General features: G+C 65.6%; 21 protein-coding genes. 6 read left to right on the top strand and 15 right to left on the bottom strand.

All coding sequences use genetic code 11. The features are described from left to right. From hisS to V5A53_RS06435, 11 genes are all read right to left on the bottom strand, one after another. The coding region (gene hisS / locus V5A53_RS06485; RefSeq protein WP_332312766.1) for a histidine--tRNA ligase at nt 1–1293 on the bottom strand (1293 nt) is incomplete at its 3' end. 206 nt (nt 1294–1499) lie between these two features. After that, nucleotides 1500–1775 carry a DUF5808 domain-containing protein gene (locus tag V5A53_RS06480; RefSeq protein ID WP_332312765.1) on the bottom strand — a complete coding sequence of 92 codons (276 nt, stop codon included), beginning with the start codon at nt 1773–1775 and terminating at the stop codon, nt 1500–1502. 53 nt (nt 1776–1828) lie between these two features. Next, on the bottom strand, nt 1829–3445 hold the full coding sequence (locus V5A53_RS06475) for a bifunctional N(6)-L-threonylcarbamoyladenine synthase/serine/threonine protein kinase (RefSeq protein WP_332312764.1): 1617 nt from the start codon (nt 3443–3445) through the stop codon (nt 1829–1831). 3 nt (nt 3446–3448) lie between these two features. Beyond that, nucleotides 3449–3583, bottom strand: a complete 135-nt coding sequence (locus V5A53_RS06470) for a 30S ribosomal protein S27ae (protein WP_332312763.1) — start codon at nt 3581–3583, stop codon at nt 3449–3451. Next, nucleotides 3584–3907 carry a 30S ribosomal protein S24e gene (locus tag V5A53_RS06465; RefSeq protein WP_332312762.1) on the bottom strand — a complete coding sequence of 108 codons (324 nt, stop codon included), beginning with the start codon at nt 3905–3907 and terminating at the stop codon, nt 3584–3586. Nucleotides 3908–3997: 90 nt separating this feature from the next. Further along, a complete protein-coding gene (locus V5A53_RS06460; RefSeq protein ID WP_332312761.1) occupies nt 3998–4195 on the bottom strand; it encodes a hypothetical protein in 198 nt (65 codons plus the stop codon). A 53-nt stretch (nt 4196–4248) separates the two neighbouring features. Continuing rightward, entirely contained in the window at nt 4249–4788 is a 540-nt protein-coding gene (locus tag V5A53_RS06455) for a GTP-dependent dephospho-CoA kinase family protein (protein WP_332312760.1), read from the bottom strand. After that, nucleotides 4789–4986, bottom strand: coding sequence for a transcription elongation factor subunit Spt4 (gene spt4 / locus V5A53_RS06450; protein ID WP_332312759.1), 198 nt, complete (start codon nt 4984–4986; stop codon nt 4789–4791). Then, nucleotides 4987–5556 (bottom strand): DNA-directed RNA polymerase, encoded by a 570-nt coding sequence (locus tag V5A53_RS06445; RefSeq protein WP_332312758.1) that lies wholly within the window; start codon nt 5554–5556, stop codon nt 4987–4989. A gap of 1 nt (nt 5557) precedes the next feature. Then, entirely contained in the window at nt 5558–5932 is a 375-nt protein-coding gene (locus tag V5A53_RS06440) for a DUF188 domain-containing protein (RefSeq protein ID WP_332312757.1), read from the bottom strand. Further along, nucleotides 5932–7155 carry a translation initiation factor IF-2 subunit gamma gene (locus V5A53_RS06435; RefSeq protein ID WP_332312756.1) on the bottom strand — a complete coding sequence of 408 codons (1224 nt, stop codon included), beginning with the start codon at nt 7153–7155 and terminating at the stop codon, nt 5932–5934. The genes V5A53_RS06440 and V5A53_RS06435 overlap by 1 nt, the downstream gene beginning before the upstream one ends. Before the next feature lie 157 nt (nt 7156–7312). Here V5A53_RS06435 and V5A53_RS06430 point away from each other — a divergent pair, with 157 nt between their 5' ends. From V5A53_RS06430 to V5A53_RS06415, 4 genes are all read left to right on the top strand, one after another. Next, entirely contained in the window at nt 7313–7990 is a 678-nt protein-coding gene (locus V5A53_RS06430; RefSeq protein WP_332312755.1) for a haloacid dehalogenase type II, read from the top strand. 73 nt (nt 7991–8063) lie between these two features. After that, nucleotides 8064–8951 carry a winged helix-turn-helix domain-containing protein gene (locus V5A53_RS06425; protein ID WP_332312754.1) on the top strand — a complete coding sequence of 296 codons (888 nt, stop codon included), beginning with the start codon at nt 8064–8066 and terminating at the stop codon, nt 8949–8951. A 66-nt stretch (nt 8952–9017) separates the two neighbouring features. Further along, entirely contained in the window at nt 9018–9986 is a 969-nt protein-coding gene (locus tag V5A53_RS06420; protein ID WP_332312753.1) for a DUF5787 family protein, read from the top strand. A gap of 54 nt (nt 9987–10040) precedes the next feature. Then, a complete protein-coding gene (locus V5A53_RS06415) occupies nt 10041–11381 on the top strand; it encodes an arylsulfotransferase (protein WP_332312752.1) in 1341 nt (446 codons plus the stop codon). A 12-nt stretch (nt 11382–11393) separates the two neighbouring features. On the opposite strand, the gene V5A53_RS06410 is transcribed toward V5A53_RS06415, so the two are convergent. Next, nucleotides 11394–12218, bottom strand: a complete 825-nt coding sequence (locus tag V5A53_RS06410) for an MBL fold metallo-hydrolase (RefSeq protein ID WP_332312751.1) — start codon at nt 12216–12218, stop codon at nt 11394–11396. Nucleotides 12219–12298: 80 nt separating this feature from the next. After that, nucleotides 12299–13618 carry an ATP-binding protein gene (locus tag V5A53_RS06405; protein WP_332312750.1) on the bottom strand — a complete coding sequence of 440 codons (1320 nt, stop codon included), beginning with the start codon at nt 13616–13618 and terminating at the stop codon, nt 12299–12301. Between the two features lie 265 nt (nt 13619–13883). Between V5A53_RS06405 and V5A53_RS06400 the strand changes: the two genes are divergently transcribed. After that, nucleotides 13884–15038, top strand: a complete 1155-nt coding sequence (locus V5A53_RS06400) for a thiolase family protein (RefSeq protein ID WP_332312749.1) — start codon at nt 13884–13886, stop codon at nt 15036–15038. Between the two features lie 88 nt (nt 15039–15126). Beyond that, nucleotides 15127–15348 (top strand): hypothetical protein, encoded by a 222-nt coding sequence (locus V5A53_RS06395; RefSeq protein WP_332312748.1) that lies wholly within the window; start codon nt 15127–15129, stop codon nt 15346–15348. Between the two features lie 15 nt (nt 15349–15363). On the opposite strand, the gene V5A53_RS06390 is transcribed toward V5A53_RS06395, so the two are convergent. Beyond that, nucleotides 15364–15726: a DsrE family protein gene (locus V5A53_RS06390; protein WP_332312747.1), complete on the bottom strand. Its 363-nt coding sequence runs from the start codon at nt 15724–15726 to the stop codon at nt 15364–15366. Nucleotides 15727–15790: 64 nt separating this feature from the next. Further along, a complete protein-coding gene (hisB, locus tag V5A53_RS06385; RefSeq protein WP_332312746.1) occupies nt 15791–16378 on the bottom strand; it encodes an imidazoleglycerol-phosphate dehydratase HisB in 588 nt (195 codons plus the stop codon). Between the last annotated feature and the right edge of the window lie 131 nt (nt 16379–16509).

The raw sequence follows: 16509 nt of genomic DNA, 5'->3' as shown, positions 1-16509 counted from the left end.
GTAGTCCTCGAAGGTCGGCCGTCCCTCCTCGGGTGGGAACTCGTCGATGGGAATCTGTTTCTGGTCGCCCGATTCCATGTCCTTGATGGTGACCGCGTCGTCCGCGAGGTCCTGTTCGCCGACCACGATGACGGTTTCGGCGTTGATGCCGTCAGCGTACGACAGTTGGTCACCGAAGCCGCGACTCGTCAGGTTGGCTTCGACGACGTGGCCCAACTCGCGGAGTTCGCGGGCGATCTCGGCGGCCGTCTCCCGCGTATCGCCGACCGTCAGCACGTAGTAGTCGGTCGCGACCTCCTCCTCGGGCCAGACGCCCGCGCGCTGACAGAGCAGCGACAGCGTCTCGTGGCCGATACCGACGCCGACGGCCGGTGTCGGTTCGCCGCCGAAGCCCTCGATGAGGTCGTCGTAGCGGCCGCCGCCGAAGACCGACCGCGAGACCTCGCCGGCGGTGTCGAAACACTCGAAGACGACGCCGGTGTAGTAGTCGAGCCCGCGCGCCGTCTCCAGCGAGATGGTACAGTACTCGCGGGCGCCGAAGTCCTCGGCGGCCGCAAGCACCGCACGCAGGTTCTCGACGGCCTCGGCGACGCGGTCCGTCTCGGCGAAATCGACGAGGTCATCGAGGTCATCCGTACCCAGCACGTCGTCGAAGGCCTCGGCTTCCTCGTAGTCGAGGCCCGCCGCGACGAGCAGATCGTAGTACTCCTCGAGGTCGATCTTCTCCTTCTTGTCGACTGCCCGAATCGCGTCGGTCGTATCCACGTCGCTGTCGAGTGATTCCAGCAGTCCACCGAGGATGTCACGGTGGGACACCCGGAACTCGAAGTCCTCGCCTGAAAGGCCGAGGTCGGTCATGATATCGGCCGCAGCCGCGAGAACCTCGGCGTCTGCTTCCGGTTCCTCGGAACCGAAGATGTCGACGTTCGTCTGGTAGAACTCCCGGAACCGCCCCTGCTGGACCTGCTCGTAGCGCCAGAACGGCCGCGTCGAGAACCATTTGATGGGCTTCTGCAGGGCCTGCTGGCGCGCGACGACCATCCGCGCGACCGTCGGCGTCAGTTCGGGCGTCAGCGACACGTCGCGGCCGCCCTTGTCCTCGAAGTGGTAGAGTTCCTCGACGATCTCCTCGCCCGATTTCTCCACGTACATCTGGGTCCGCTCCATCGCCGGCGTCCCTACCTCGCGGAAGCCGTACCGACGCACGCGCTCCTCGATGGTGTCGGTGACCTCCCGTCGGGCGGACATCTCGCCGGGGTAGAAATCACGGAATCCCTTCAGGCCGTCGTACATGGACGCGACTTCGACGGCGGGCGCACTAAAAGGTCCGATTCTCCGAGGCGCCGCCGTACAGTCGGCGTCTTGCTATCTCGCGGTTCCCTGCGGTCACCGCTCGATTTCATCGAGGCATCTCCCTACGGTCGAAGCCCCGCTACCTCACAGGTCGCTTCGCTCCCCGTTCGGTTTTTCCGAGACGCCTCGCTACGCTCGGCGTCTCGCTAGTCGTCAACCACGACTTCGACCGGCTCTTCGTCGTCCATCTCCTCGCTTTCGGCACCCGACTGCTGTTGCTGGTAGAAGAGCAGCCCCGCGACCGCCAGCACGACCCACGACCGCCAGTTGGCGAGGTTCAGCGTGTAGCCGACGCCGAAGGGCTTCTCGACCAACATTCCCTCGTCGGGCTGCCAGTACGAGGACATCATGCGCCCGAGCGAGGGTTTATCGAAATTATACGGGATTCCGAACAGTTCGCCGGACTGCGGTTTTTCTGGCATACCCAAGCATAGGGCGGGCCGGAACTTATAGGCCCCGGGGACGCCGACCGAAACTACTGATACCGCCCGCGTTCCTCGATCTCCCGCAGTTGCCGGACGACGCGCTCGTCGCCCGTCTCCCGATAGGCCGCCTCGAAGGCCTCGATGAGCGCCGGCGCGTCGTCCGCGGTCCCGCCGACCGCGCCCTCGAAGACGTGGAGGTCCATCGCGTAGTCCTCGATGTCGTCGGTGTAGTAGCCGAGACCGAAGTCGATGAGGTAAGCCCGCCCGTCGTCGGCCTCATCGGGGGCGACCCGGACGTTGCGCGGCGTCGGGTCGCCGTGGACGAACCCCGCCTCGTGACACCGGGCGAGGTGGCGGCCGACGGCCGCGACGTGTGGTTCGGTCAGCATCTCCCGGAGGTCCGCCTCGCCGACGAACTCGAAATCCAGCGTCGCCTCGACGGGGTCGATATCGTAGACGACGGGCGTCGGCACGCCGAGACGCCGGGCCTCGCTCGTCAGTCGGGCCTCCGACCGCGTCCGTCGACGCCTGAGTTTCGCGTCCAGTTCCGGGTGCCGGTAGGGCTTGACGAGTCGATGCTTGTAGACGCGCTCGTCGGCCGGCGCGAGGTCGACGACGGCCTCGGCGCCCTGCGCGCGCTCGTCGGCAGGAATGGGCGTAGCTACGGCCTCGTCCGAGCGCCAGGTTACGTCGACCTCGTCGGGGCGGAAATCGGGTAGGACACGCGAGTCCTCGATGGGAATCGTATCGCCCGCCTCGTACATCTTCGCGCCGAGGACGGCGATCATGCCGGCGTTGTCACGGAGGAAGCGCGGTTCGGGCGCGTAGAAGTCGGCGCCGCGTGCCTCGCACATCGATTCGAGCATTTCCCGGAGGCGGTCGTTCTGCCCGACGCCGCCGCCGAGGACGAGTTCGTCGGCGCCCGTCAGCGACAGCGCTCGCTCGCTGACTTCGGTGAGCATCGCGAAGATGGTCTCCTGGAGGCCACAGCAGACGTCCTCGACGGGCGTCCCACCGTCGTAGGCCTGCTTGGCCGCGGACATGATGCCCGAAAACGAGAAGTCCATCCCCTTGACGACGTAGGGGAGGTCGACGTACTCACCCTCGCGAGCGTGTGCTTCGACCTTCGGGCCGCCGGGATGCTGCCAGCCGACGTGGCGAGTGAACTTGTCGATAGCGTTGCCGACGCCGGTATCCATCGTCTCACCGAGGACGCGATACCGACCGTTCCGGAAGCCGAGGAGGTGGGCGTTGGCGCCCGACGCGTTCAGACAGACCGGCGACTCGAAGCCGGAGCGATGCCGCCCGATTTCGAGGTGGGCGACCATGTGATTGACACCGACCAGTGGGATCTCAAGCGCGCCAGCGAGCGCGCGGGCCGCGGTGCCGGCGATGCGAAGGCAGGGACCGATACCCGGCCCTCGGGAGAAGGCGACGGCATCGAGCGCCTCGGCGGGGTCGCCGTATTCGGCTCTGACGTAATCGAGAGTCTCCTCGATGACGGCGGGAATCGCCGAGCGCATGTGCTCGGCGGCCTCGCGCGGATGAATGCCGCCGCTCTCCGGAACATAGGCGTCTGATTCGATAGAAACGGCGTCGGTTTCGGCATCGAAGACGGCCGCGCTGGCACACCAGGCGGTCCCCTCGATACCGAGAACCCGGGTCACGGCCTATTTGAATTCGGTGTAGCTACACTTGCCACAGTGCAGGCGGTCGCCATAGTCACCGAGGAAGGTGTCACCGCAGCGGGGGCAGTGTTCCTTGTCGGTGGAGCCGTCGTCGTTGTAGTACTCGTGACGGGGCATCTAGACCTCCTCCGGCTCGGCCTCGGCCTCTTCGGCGTCCTCGTCGGCCGTGATCTTGTTCCGTTCGAGCATGTACTCCTGCTCGACTTCCTTGGCTTGCTCGGCGCTGTCGTAGACCTTCGCGTAGCCCACGCTCTTGCGCATGCCGTATTTCGTGTCGAGGGTGTGCACGACGACCTCGCTGGCGTCCTTGTTGAGCTTGGCCGCAAGCGAGTCGCGAACCGAAAGGCGGGAAGGCGTCGCTTCCTCGTGGGTCAGTTGGAACCGAACGTCCGTTCGGTGCAACATCGGATTCTCGTCTTCATCGATGATTTCGACGTCCATGGTTACGTTACCGCTTTTTTCCCTCGAAGCGCGTAAAAGGATTTCGAAGCGCCGGATTCACGGGAATCGTTGACGGCGATTCTCGACGGTCTAGACCAACCGGTCGTAAACCGACCGCCCGAACTCGATGGCCAACACCACGATGACCGCGAGCACCAGCGGCGGCCCACCGATGACCCAGTCCTCGCCGTAGACCAGTAGAACGTAGAGGTTCCCGACGACGATGATGACCACCCCGACGAGGAACGGCCAGTATTCACGGACCCACTCCTTGCGGTCCTCGTCCATAGAACCGCCTCACACTCGGAACGCAAAAGGACTGGGGCAACAGCGACTGGAACTCAGGGCGCAAGAATCGACGCGACGCGGGTGTAGTCGCCGTCCATCTTCTCCAGTAGGTTCCGGCAGTCGATACGGAGGCCCTCCTCGACGACGGCCAGCACCATACCCTCGTTGGGCTGGCCGTAGACGACCGACGCCCCGTCGGGCGCGGTGACGATGGCCGGCAGCGCGGCGAGGTCCTCCTCGCCGATGACGGTGATAACGACGGTGCCGGGGCGTTCGATGGCGTCGACCAGCGCTTCCAGCAGTTCCTCGGTCAGCGTCCCCGCCGGGTTCTCGACCTCGATCTGGTGGTCGAAGCCGTCGATGGCATCCAGCACCTCGCGCTCGACGCGTTCGCGTTTGGTCTTGCCGTCGACCAGCGCCACGTCGGGCTGATAGCCCGCCGTCAGCAGGTGGTAGGTGACGATGTCGCCGACGGCGATGATGGGTTCGGTCGCCTCGGCGAGCAGCACCTCGGCCTCCGTGTAGACGGGTCCCAGCGGCTCTTTGAGTTCGTGCCGCATCTCCTCGGGGAGCTCGACGACCACCTCGGCCATCTATCTGACCTTCAGCGCGTAGCGCCCGGGTTCGGTGACTTCCATCTCCGCCGCGATCTCGCTTTTCTCGGGGTGGGCGATGACGACGTAGCCGGCCCAGTCCTCGGTCAGCGAGTTCGACCCGCAGGCCGGGCATTGCTCGCCTTCGTCGACCTCGAGGACGCGGTGACAGTCCCGACACACCAGTCGGTCGGCCATCTAATCACCCGCCTGCGCCTCGCGGCGCTTGCGTTCCTCTTCGAGCCAGCCGTGCTTGCCGAGGCCAGGCTGTTTGGCCGTCAGACCGATCTTCGTATCGCGGGGGTTCCGCTCGTCGATGCTCTTGGTGACGATACGGGCGCGCACCGAATCGCCCACCGAGAGCACGCGGTTCGAATCCCGCGAGGCCAGTTGCTGGTTCTCCTCGTCGTAGGCCAGATACTCGTCGGAGATCTGGGAGACGTGGAGCAGGCCGTCGACGGGGCCGATGCCGACGAAGGCGCCGAAGTTGACGACCTCGACGACCTCGCCGTCGACGACCTCCTGCATCTGGGGGTCGAACGTGACGGCGTCGAACTCCGCCTCGTAGTAGACGCCCGGCCGGTTCGGCAGGACCGCGCCCTGTCCGATGTCGTGGACCTCCGAGACGGAGACCACACTGCCGACCTTCTCGTCCATCTGTCCTTCGAGCTTGTCCTGCAGCAACCGCTTGACGAGCTCGGGCGACACATCTGCGAGGTGCCGCGGGGGCACCTCGACCGTATCCTTGAGTCGTACCCGTTTGTACATGCTATGGTTCGTTGAGTTCCAGTTTGTTGCTCCCGCGTAAACTAATTACGGGAACGTTCGCCTCTAAAAGCCGCTTTCGAAGCGGCCCGTCGTTCGTCACCACGTAGTCGGCCGCCTGGCCGAGTTCCAACACCGCATCGTCAGCGTACGCCGCATCGTGCTCGATGGTCTCGCACTCCCGGCGGGCGAGGTCCGCACCGACGCTTGCCGCCGTCGCCTCCTCGCCGTGACCGCCGGCCAGTTCGTCGAGTTCCTCGAGGACCGCCTCGGGGACCACCGCCTCGTAGTCGCCGAGCAGGCGGTCGAGTTCCTCGAAGGTCCGCACCCCGACTTCGACCGGCATCATCAGTGCGTTCGTATCGAGCACCACGCGCATCACCGAAGCGTTCCGACGCCGATGAGCCGCCAGCGCGCGCCGACGCGGCGGTTGATGGCTATCTTGGCGCCTTCCTGTGCACAGACGGGGCGTTTGAGTTTGACCTCACACTCGCCGTCGCGGGCGCTCGTCACGGAGCCGACCGTCGTCGCCGTCCCGACGGTCAACATGAGCGGTTCGCCCGTGCTGATGGGCTCGACGTCCTCCTCGCCGACGATGCGGTCGAGGAGTTCGACGTCCATCGTGAACTCGTCGTGGGTCGGTGGGAGACTGCCCGGCGGGCCAGCGACCTGTCCCGCGAGGGCGTCGCCCTTCGTCAGCGAGGGGTCGAGTCCGGTCCCGACACCGAGCAGACCGCCGGGGGTCACCTCGTCGACGAACTCGCCGCCGGCCTGCAGCGACCGGACAGTCGTCTCGACGGGGTGGTACTCCGAGCGGCCGCCCTCCTCGATCTCGCGGCCGGGCTTGATCTCGATTTCGTCCTCGTTTTCGAGAATGCCCTGCGTGAGCGACCCACCCAAGACGCCGCCGGTGAGGTCCTCGTACGTCGTGCCGGGTCGGTTGATGTCGAACGAGCGGGCGACCTGCAAGCGGGCGTCCGCGTCGGGGTCCCGGTCCGGCGTCGGAACCTCCTCCTCGATGGTCTGGATGAGGAGGTCCATATTGACCTCCTGCTGGGCGGAGGTGGGGACGATGGGCGCGTCCTCGGCGACGGTGCCCTCGACGAACTCCTGAATCTGTTCGTAGTTGTCGACGGCCTGCTCGCGGTCGACGAGGTCGATTTTGTTCTGGGCGATAACGATGTTGTCGATGCCGATGATGTCCAGCGCCATCAGGTGTTCTTCGGTCTGTGCGCGGGGGACCGGCTCGTTGGCGGCGATGACGAGTACGGCACCGTCCATGATGGACGCCCCCGAGAGCATCGTCGCCATGAGCGTCTCGTGGCCCGGGGCGTCGACGAACGACACCGTACGGAGATGCTCGCTCTCCGAGCCGTCCGGGCACGTCTCGTCGACGGTGTAGCGGTCCGGCTCTTCGAGGTCCGGACACTCCCGGAACGTCGCGTCGGCGTATCCGAGGCGAATGGAGATGCCGCGTTTCATCTCCTCGGAGTGCTGGTCGGTCCACTCGCCCGAAAGCGCCTGGACGAGGGTCGTCTTGCCGTGGTCGACGTGTCCAACCAGTCCGATGTTCACCTCCGGTTGTCGGTGTTCTTGCGTCATTTAGTAATGACGTGAATATCCTCCCGTGCGCCTGATAACGCTTACTATACCTTCGGCACCGATACGCGGGCGAGTTCGACCGGGCGACCTGACCGCGAACGGACCCCCGGTCACCGCTTCCCAAACAGTCAGGGAGAACGGTGTGTGAATAAGAGACATGGGCAGCATCGAGACCGTCACCCTCGATTCGTACAGCACGCTGGTCGACGTCGAGGCCGTCGAATCGGCCCTCGCCGATGTCGTCGACGACCCCGAACCCGTCTCGAATCACTGGCGGTCGCGGTCGCTCATGTACACGATGGTGGCCAACGAGATCGACGAGTACGACAGCTTCTACGCGCTGAACCGCGCGGCGCTGGAACACGCGCTGGCCGCCCACGGCGTCGACCTCACCGAGTCGGAACGGGAAGCCATCCTCGAAACCTACCACGAACTCGCCGTCTTCGACGACGTGCGCGAGGGGCTCCAGCGCCTCCACGACGCCGGGGTCGATGCGTACGTCGTTTCGAACGGCAACCCCGAGATGCTCTCCTCGATGGTCAGCCACGCCGGCATCGGCGACGCCATCGAGGATACCATCAGCGCCGACGAGGTGGCGACGTTCAAGCCGAACGTCGAGATCTACCGACACGCCGCGGCCCGGACGGGTACGCCGGTCGACCGCATCGCCCACGTCAGCGCGCTGTTCTACGACGTTCTCGGCGCGAAACACGCGGGGATGACCGGCGTCTGGCTGGACCGCGGAAAGGTCCCGTGGGACGACTTCGCCGGCGAGCCCGACGCGACCGTCGACGACATCCGCGCGCTCGACGACCGCCTCGATCTCGCGGACTGAGCACATCTGACAGACATAATACAAAAACGGCGTTGAGATAACTTATTAGCCGGTAGCGGTCCACGAAACAGATATGAGCGACGCAGAAACTGCGGGTGCCTTCGCCTGCGAGGAGTGTCTCCAGCCCGCCGAGGCCTTCGCGGTCATCGGCAACGAGACGCGCCTCGCCATCCTCGAGGCCCTCTGGGAAGCGCCCGAACGGCCCGTATCCTTCTCGGACCTCCGCCGCCGTGTAGGGACCCGCGACAGCGCGCAGTTCAACTACCACCTCCAGAAACTGACCGGCCAGTTCGTCCGGAAGTGCGAGGAGGGATACGACTTCCGCGGGGCCGGCCGCGCGGTCATCCAGGCGGTACTCTCGGGCAGTCTCAATCAGGACCCCGAGTTCGGCCCCGTCGAGGTCGAAGGCGAGTGCGTCGACTGTTCGGGGTCGCTGGTCGCCCACTACGAGGACGAGACACTCCGCATCGTCTGTGACGACTGCGGCCGCCGTCACGCCCACGGCGATTTCCCGCCGGGCGGCCTCGAAGACCGAACGAAATCCGAGGTGATGGACGCGTTCAACCAGCGCGTTCGCCACCTGATGTGTCTCATCTCCGACGGCGTCTGCCCGGCCTGTAACGGCCGCACCGAGACGAACATCACCGAAACCGGCGATTTCGTCGACTACGACGTCCACATCGAACACGAGTGCCAACGCTGCGGGCAGACGACGCCTACCTCAGTCACCATCTCGCTGCTCGACGACGCCGAAGTCGTCTCCTTCTACCGGGACCACGGCATCGACCTCAACGCCGCGGCGTTCTGGACGCTGGAATGGTGCGTCTCCGACGACCACACCGAGGTGCTCTCGGAGAACCCGTGGGAGTTCCGCGTCCACATCGAACTCGACGACGAACGCCTCGTCGTCGACCTCGACGAGGACCTCGTCGTCGAGGATGCAAGCCGAGAGCCCCTGTAGCCACGCCGAAATCCCCGTCCCCGCCGGAGCGCGTCGTTTTTCTCCCTCGCCGCCCTGCAATAACGCGTGCGGGAGTACGCCTTCGAGTTGGCGATGTGTGCCGCCGTCGAGGCCGACAGCGACGGCCTCGTCGCCCGGCAACTCGGCAGCCACACCCGCATCGTCGACGTCGTCGAAGTTCGCCGAGGCCCCGAGTTCTCGGCCCGGGCGGACATCACCGCCGAGGCGATTCCCGACCTCGCCATCGAAAGCGACGTCGGCGTCGGCCGCGCCCGCTACTGGAAAGAGGCGTTCGACGCGCCTGCCGACCGCGCCGAAAGCGCCGTCGACCGCGCGGTCGACATCGGCTTTTTCGCCGCCGAACGACGTAACTGCCGGCGCTACGTCCGGCAGACCGCGCGCTACCCGGACTGGTTCGGCAGTCTCCGGGCCTTCGAGAACAAACCAGACCTCGGCCGACCCGGCGACCTGCAGTTGCAGTTGCGGAAGGACGTCTCGCTGGGCCTGTTCGACGAGGTCGTACTCGTCACCGAATCCTACGTCACCGGCGCGCACCTGAACCGCATCCCAGAGGCCGTCGGGGTCTGGCGCTTCTTCCCGGAAGAAGGGCGCTTCGAGGTCGTCCGCGAGGCGACGCCGCTGTCGACGGACGACCCCGGTATCGCCGTCCTCGACGAGTCGCCCGCGCGGGTCGACGTCGAACCCGTGACGGCCGACGAGAAGGCACGGTACCGTCGCCGCATCGCCGAGCGCGCCTACGGCAAGGGGTGGCGGCCCGACGCGTTGCCGGCCTGCGAACGGGCCGAAGCAAGCGGCCCTGCGTTCCACCCCGACGACGCGCTTCCGTACTGTGCGTGGAAGGGTCGGTTCGTCGACCCCGCCCGGGAGTGCGGCGCGGACTGTGGGGGATACGACCCAGCCGATCCGCCGGAAGCCGACGTCGAAGCCGCACGCGCCCGTCACTCGTCGTGGGACCCCGACCCCGACGGACGAGACCGTCGGCAGGTGGGCCTCGACCGCTTCGCCGAGGAGTAGCGACGGCCGCGCCGTAAGCCAATACTCTTTGTGCCCCCATTCCACCGATTTTGCATGCGCGGCCTTCCCGCACTCGTGGCGGCAGTACTGCTGGTCCTGTCGCTGGCCGTCGGCCCCGCCGTCGCCGCCCAGTCCGCGGACCGGCCCAACTCCTGTGTCGGGACGGTGACCGACCAACCCGACGAGAACACCCTCGTGAGCATACAGGGCGCCCATCTCACCAGTGATGGCTACAAGAAGCGGCCCGCCCTGCTGGTCTCCTTCCGACCCAACGGGAGCTTCGAGTGGACCCGAAACGCCTCGGCCAACGGCCGCTGGTGGGCCTACGACGTCGACCCCCTACCGAACGGGAACGTCATCTTCGTCACGACCGAAAGCGGGGCCACGGTCGTCGGCGAACTCGACCCCGAGACCAACGACTACGTCTGGACCAAGCACTTCAACGGCGCCCCTGACAGTTCGACGAACCCGCAGGTGACCGACGCCCACGACATCGACCTGCTGGACGACGGCGAACTCGTCGCCGCGGACAAGGGTGAGGGCCACGAGCGCCTGCTCGTCTACAACCGCACGCAGGGCGAGACGACGTGGGAGTGGCGCTTCGAGAACTATCCCGAATACTTCCCCGAGAGCGGCGGCGGGTCCGAGGACGACTGGACTCACGTCAACGACGTCGACGTGGTGAACGTCAGCGAATCCGACCGCGTCGACGCCACCGGCGAGTGGTTCATGGCGTCGGTGCGGAACTTCGATCAGGTCGTGTTCATCAATCGCTCTTCGAAGGAAGTCGAGTTGACCCTCGGCGAGGACGACGACTACGACGTCCTCTACGAACAGCACAACCCCGACCACCTGTGGGGGCCGAACGGTGAGCACACCGTCCTCGTCGCCGACAGCCTCAACGACCGCGTCGTCGAGTACGAGTACGACCACGACGCCGGGGAGTGGGACCGCGTCTGGGCGGCGACCGGCTTCGACGAACCGCGCGACGCCGACCGCCTTCCGAACGGCAACACGCTGGTCTCCGACCGGATGGGCCACCGTACCGTCGAGATAACCCCCGACGGCGAGGTCGTCTGGGAGGTCTACACCCCCTACGAGACCTACGACGCAGAACGCGGCGAGTCCGGGTCGAACGGCCCGACCATGCGCGAATACGGCGCCGAAGGGACCGTCGACGCCCACGGCGACGCGAACTTCTCCGACGAGGAGATCGCGGACTGCGCCGCCGACCTCTATGCGTTCGCCCCGTCGGAGAGCGGTTTCGCTCCGGACCTCCCGGGCGACGACCCCAACACCACCGAGGACGATTCCATCCCACTCGTGCCGCTCGCCGCTGGCGGTGTCGTCCTGCTGGCCGTGCTGGGTATCGCCGGCTACCGCTACCGCGGGTGAGTTTCGGCCACGCTATAGCGTGAACGTCTCGCCGTCGACGGCCATGTCGTCGTCGAAGGCGTCCTCGGCAGGAATGTAATGGGAGAGATGGACCAGCAGGTAGTCGTCGGCGTCGAGGTCCTCCGCAAGCGCACGGGCGCCTTCGATGGTCATGTGCTTGGTTCCAAAGGTGCGGTAGACACCCTCCTCGTCGGCGTGGTCGCCGCCTGCGGGGTGGTACTCGCAGTACTTCGCCGGGACGATGCCGTCCGCGAAAAGTAGGTCCGGGTTTCGAAGGACATCGCGGGCGCGCTCGGCGATGCTATAGTTGGTATCGCCCGAAAGCGAGAGCTTCGCGCCGGTTTCTGGGTCTTCGATGACCAGCCCGTAGCAGACCAGTGGCGGGTGTTCGACCGGGACGAGCGTCACCTCGAAGCCGCAGGCCTCGAAGGGTTCGTACGGCGAGCGGGGCTGAACTTCGATGGTGTCGAGGTAGTCGTACTTCCGGTCGACGGTCTCGGCGACGCTCTCGTCGGTCATCGGGTCGGTCTCGTCGGCGGCGTAGACGGGCGCGTCGTCGAGGAGCCGATAGGCGTTACCGAGGCCGTCGAGGTGGTCGAAGTGGATGTGGCTTATGATGATCGCATCCGGGAGTGCGACGTCGTTATCGAGGAACTGCTGGCGGAAGTCGGGGCTGGCGTCCACCAGCAGGCACTCGTCGGTTCGCTCGTTACGGACGTGGACCGAAAAGCGCGAGCGCTCGACGCCGCGTTCGCGGGCCGCGGTGCAGGTGTCACAGTCGCAGTTCGGCGTCGGCGTCCCCGTCGTGTCGCCGGTGCCGAGTAGCGTGACCTCCATCGCCGGATGGGAAGAGCGACGCACGCCTAAAAGCCGCGGTTCCGGTGAGGAAGAACGCCGAAGAAGAACGGAAGCCGAACTCAGTCGTCGTGGTCGTGATCGTGACCGTCGGTGCCGCCGGCGACCAGCGCGTCGGCGTCGCCCTCGATCATGTCCATGTTCTTGAGGTTGTCACGCTCCTCGAAGTCCTCGATTGCATCCAGCATGTCCTGCTGGGTGAGGGTCGTCCGGTTTTCGGTCAGTGCGTCGAGGACGGCCTCCCGGAGGACGAGTCGGAGGTCGCTGCCGGTCAGCCCCTCCGTCGCCGCTGCGAGTTCGTCGGGGTCGAAATCGTCGACGTCCATCCGTCGGGTGACGATACGGAGGATATCCGACCGCATGCCACGGTCCGGCTTGGGGAAGTTGACGATCTCGTCGAAGCGCCGCCAGGCGGCGGCGTCCAGTTGGTCGGGGTGATTCGTCGCCCCGATGAGGAGGACGTCGTCCTGAATCAGCGAGATCTCGTCGATGCTCTTCAACAGCGTGTTGACGGCGCGTTTGATGGCGGCGTGTTCGTCCGACGAGCGCGTCTTCGCGACGAAGTCGAACTCGTCCATGAAGAGGATACACGGCGAGAGCCGCTTTGCGACCTCGAAGGTCTTGTCGACGTTCTTGGCCGTCTCGCCGAGATACTGGCTCGTGATCATCGAGAGTTTGACCTCGACGAAGGGGAGGTCGAGGTCCTGTGCCAGCGCGCGGGCGACGGAGGTCTTCCCGGTGCCCGGCGGGCCGACGAAGAGGAGTTTCCCGATCTCCCGAAGGCCGATCTCCGCGAGGTAATCGCGGTGTTCGATGGCCTTGACGACCTTGTGGATCTCCTGTTCCTGGTCGTCAGTCAAGACGAGGTCTTCGAGGGTCATCTCGATCTCCTCGGGCGCGCGGACGTCGACGAGGTCGAGCATCTCCTCTTCGTCCTCGTCGAACATCTCCTCCAGCAGGGAGTCGATCCAGACGCGGTCGGCGTGGATGGGGCGGTTCTGTTCGCGGGCTTGCTCGTAGGTGATGTCGTCGAGTCGGTCCTCGAAGGCGTAGACTAGCGTGGGGTTGTTGGCGAGACGCTCCTCGGGGATGCGTTCCAGAAGCCACTGCTCGGCCATACCGCGGTCGGTGAAGTCGATCTTCCCGGAGAAGTCGTCCCGGTCGGTGAACATCAGACCGGAGACGGCCTCCCACGGGCGTTCGACGCCGGTTGCGGCGGCGGCGGTATTCGTGGTCGTGGTCAGGGGGCGTTCGACTTCGCCGTCCTCCCAGAAGACGCGGCGGTACCGCGGTGGAAGGTCGCGCTCGTCCAGGTCCCGGTTTTCCGTATAGAGGGACGCAGTCAGCAGAAACTCAACGACGTCGAGCTCGGGGCTGCTCATTCTCCAAGAAATTACCGTGCGTACGGTATAAGGCCGTCGAAACGCCCATGTTTCGAACGGGTCCCGCTCCGGGTCGTTCGAACGGCACTCGCCGACCCCCTACACGGCCAACGTTGCGGCCGGTTCGGGGTCGCTGGTCGACCGCTAATATAAATACCCCGTTCGTATCCGGCTTACAATTTAAACAAAAAGGCTAGCTTCAGCTAACATGTAAAACCCGCCCGAGTAGCAGGTTTAACGTAGGTGGACAATAATGAAAGAGTGTATGAGTGACAACACGCCCGTCGTAGTAAAAGCGTATCGGACCCCCTTCGGGAAGGAGGACGGCGTCTTCGCGGACGTCCGTCCCGAGGACCTGTCGATTCCGCTTATCGACCGCATCCTCGAAGAGACCGACCTCACCGGCGAGGACGTCGACGACCTCAAGTGGGGTTGTGCCCAGCAGCGCAGCGAGCAGGGCAACAACATGGCCCGTGTCATCGCCCTGATGAGCGACCTCGGCGAGGACACGCCCGCGACGACCATCAACCGCTGGTGTGCCTCCTCCGCAGAGGCCGTCATCAACGCCGCCGACGCCATCCGCGCCGGCCAGCGTGACTGCATCATCGCCGGCGGCGTCGAGTCGATGTCCCGCGTGAAGATGGGCCAGAACAACGAGGTCCACCCCGGCCTCAACGAGTATCACAACGTTGCGGCCCTCCAGATGGGCATGACCGCCGAAGAGGTCGCGGAACGATACGACGTGACCCGCGAGATGCAGGACGAGTACGCCGCCCAGTCCCAGCAGCGCGCCGTCGCGGCCACCGAGGAAGGCCGCTTCGACGACGAGATCGTCCCCATCGAGGGCCACGACGATGAGGGCAACGAGATCGTCGTCGAGAAGGACGAGGGCCTCCGCCCCGGCACGACCAAGGAGAAACTCGCCGAACTGCCGACGGTCTTCAAATCCGACGGGACGGTCACGCCCGGCAACGCCTCCCAGACGACCGACGGCGCCGCCGCCCTGCTCGTCACCTCCGAGGCCTTCGCCGAGGAACACGGCTTCGAGGTCCTCGCCGAGATCGGCAACAACGCCATCGCCGGCGTCGAACCCGAGGTCATGGGCATCGGTCCCGTCCCGGCCAGTCGGAACCTCTTCGAGCGCTCCGGCACGTCGGCCGACGACTACGACCTCGTCGAACTCAACGAGGCCTTCGCCTCCCAGTGTGTCTACTGCCGCGACGAACTCGGCTTCGACAACGACATCTACAACGTCAACGGCGGCGCAATCGCCATCGGCCACCCGCTCGGTGCCTCCGGCGCCCGCCTGCCCGTGACGCTCATCCACGAGATGCAGAAGCGCGACGACGCCGAACTCGGTCTCGCCACCGAATGTGTCGGCTTCGGGCAGGGCGCAGCCATCGAGTTCCACGCGCGATAACACCGCCAATCCTCGCTTTTCTTTCGCGTCGCTACACCCTCCAGCCACGGCGCCAGCGTTTTGGCCGATTGGGCCGTCAGCCTATCCGATGAACCCGCTAAACAGCGACCTCGGCGTCTACGTCGTCTCGGGGGTCTTCGCGCTCGTCGTCTTCGCCGTCGCGATGGCCGTGCTGGTCACCCGGACGGCCGTCGACCTGACGCCCGGGACGGTCGCGACCTTCTCGGTCGGCTTTCTGCTCTTCGTGGGCGTCTACTTCACGGCGATGGCGGTCTACCGAGGGATCGAATCCCGTGAGGACGTGAAATAAGCCCCACCGATTCCGTCAGGGCAGTTTGAGATACCCGTTGCCGTGCCATTGCAGCCGCGTCACTTCCGCGACCCCGGAGTCGACGGTATCGACGCCCTCAGCCAGTTCGTCCGCCGAATAGCCGAGTTGCGCCAACGAGTTGGAACAGGCGAGGACTCGGACGCCGGCGTCGGCGAGTCGGGTGAGCTGGTCGGCGTCCGGTTCGTCGGCCTGCAGGAACCGAACGGCGTCGCCGTTGACGACGACGGTTATCAACTCCGGTGAAACTGGCACGCTCTCGTCGTTGTGGAGATTCAAGACGTTCTGGAGCGCCTGCTGCCAGTCGTTGGCGTCGCCACTCGTGATGTGAACGACGACGCCGTCGATGTGACCGCTCATAGCCGTTCGTTTCGTCCGACCTGCTCATAAAGCCCGCCCCGGGGGGTCGAGCGCCGACGCCCGTCTACAACTCGCCTTTCGTGCTCGGCGTGTCGCTTCGCCGCTCGTCGATTCGCGTCGCGTCGTCCAGCGTCCGCGCGAGGCTCTTGAACAGCGCCTCGACCTCGTGGTGTGCGTTCTCCCCGTCGACCGAGGCGTGGACCGTCAGGCCGGCGTTCAGCGCCAGCGACTCGACGAAGTGCCGCGCCATGTCGCTGGTGAAGTCGCCGATAGACGGCTGGCTGAACGCACCGTCGAAGTAGAATCGTGGCCGGCCCGAGACGTCGACGACGACCTCGGCGACGGCCTCGTCCAGCGGCACCTTCCGGTCGGCATACCGGACGATGCCGCGCTTGTCGCCCAGCGCCTCCTCGAGGGCCTCCCCCAGCGTGATACCGACGTCCTCGACGGTGTGGTGGTCGTCGATTGCGAGGTCGCCGTCACACCGGACCGTCAGATCGAAGAGGCCGTGCTTGGCGAGGGCCTCGAGCATGTGGTCGAAAAAGCCGAGGCCGGTGTCGACGGTGCTGTCGCCGTCCCCGTCCAGATCAAGGGTCACCTCGATATCCGTCTCGGCCGTCTCGCGTGTTACGGCCGCCGTCCGATCGGTCATGGCTGTGTATTTGCGTGCTCATTTAAGGCGATTGCGGCGCTAGGATGATTCGGTTTTGTTCTTGGCGACAATCCTGACCACAACGTCCCCGAAGCCCTCAGCCTGCTGGCGGTCGCTTGGTTCGAGAGAGC

The sequence above is a fragment of the Natronomonas sp. genome (genome assembly GCF_036625485.1).
In the GTDB taxonomy this organism is placed as follows: domain Archaea; phylum Halobacteriota; class Halobacteria; order Halobacteriales; family Haloarculaceae; genus Natronomonas.
Note: the sequence above shows the minus strand (reverse complement) of the source record. Positions and strands in the feature narration are given on the sequence as shown.

Coding starts and splice junctions, on each gene's coding strand:
- V5A53_RS06390 (WP_332312747.1), bottom strand. CDS start 15,726: ATGAGCGGTCACATCGACGGCGTCGTCGTTCACATCACGAGTGGCGAC.
- V5A53_RS06445 (WP_332312758.1), bottom strand. CDS start 5,556: ATGTACAAACGGGTACGACTCAAGGATACGGTCGAGGTGCCCCCGCGG.
- V5A53_RS06415 (WP_332312752.1), top strand. CDS start 10,041: ATGCGCGGCCTTCCCGCACTCGTGGCGGCAGTACTGCTGGTCCTGTCG.
- hisB (WP_332312746.1), bottom strand. CDS start 16,378: ATGACCGATCGGACGGCGGCCGTAACACGCGAGACGGCCGAGACGGAT.
- V5A53_RS06460 (WP_332312761.1), bottom strand. CDS start 4,195: ATGGACGAGGACCGCAAGGAGTGGGTCCGTGAATACTGGCCGTTCCTC.
- V5A53_RS06410 (WP_332312751.1), bottom strand. CDS start 12,218: ATGGAGGTCACGCTACTCGGCACCGGCGACACGACGGGGACGCCGACG.
- V5A53_RS06470 (WP_332312763.1), bottom strand. CDS start 3,583: ATGCCCCGTCACGAGTACTACAACGACGACGGCTCCACCGACAAGGAA.
- V5A53_RS06425 (WP_332312754.1), top strand. CDS start 8,064: ATGAGCGACGCAGAAACTGCGGGTGCCTTCGCCTGCGAGGAGTGTCTC.
- V5A53_RS06400 (WP_332312749.1), top strand. CDS start 13,884: ATGAGTGACAACACGCCCGTCGTAGTAAAAGCGTATCGGACCCCCTTC.
- V5A53_RS06465 (WP_332312762.1), bottom strand. CDS start 3,907: ATGGACGTCGAAATCATCGATGAAGACGAGAATCCGATGTTGCACCGA.
- spt4 (WP_332312759.1), bottom strand. CDS start 4,986: ATGGCCGACCGACTGGTGTGTCGGGACTGTCACCGCGTCCTCGAGGTC.
- V5A53_RS06480 (WP_332312765.1), bottom strand. CDS start 1,775: ATGCCAGAAAAACCGCAGTCCGGCGAACTGTTCGGAATCCCGTATAAT.
- V5A53_RS06395 (WP_332312748.1), top strand. CDS start 15,127: ATGAACCCGCTAAACAGCGACCTCGGCGTCTACGTCGTCTCGGGGGTC.
- V5A53_RS06455 (WP_332312760.1), bottom strand. CDS start 4,788: ATGGCCGAGGTGGTCGTCGAGCTCCCCGAGGAGATGCGGCACGAACTC.
- V5A53_RS06440 (WP_332312757.1), bottom strand. CDS start 5,932: ATGCGCGTGGTGCTCGATACGAACGCACTGATGATGCCGGTCGAAGTC.
- V5A53_RS06435 (WP_332312756.1), bottom strand. CDS start 7,155: ATGACGCAAGAACACCGACAACCGGAGGTGAACATCGGACTGGTTGGA.
- V5A53_RS06430 (WP_332312755.1), top strand. CDS start 7,313: ATGGGCAGCATCGAGACCGTCACCCTCGATTCGTACAGCACGCTGGTC.
- V5A53_RS06405 (WP_332312750.1), bottom strand. CDS start 13,618: ATGAGCAGCCCCGAGCTCGACGTCGTTGAGTTTCTGCTGACTGCGTCC.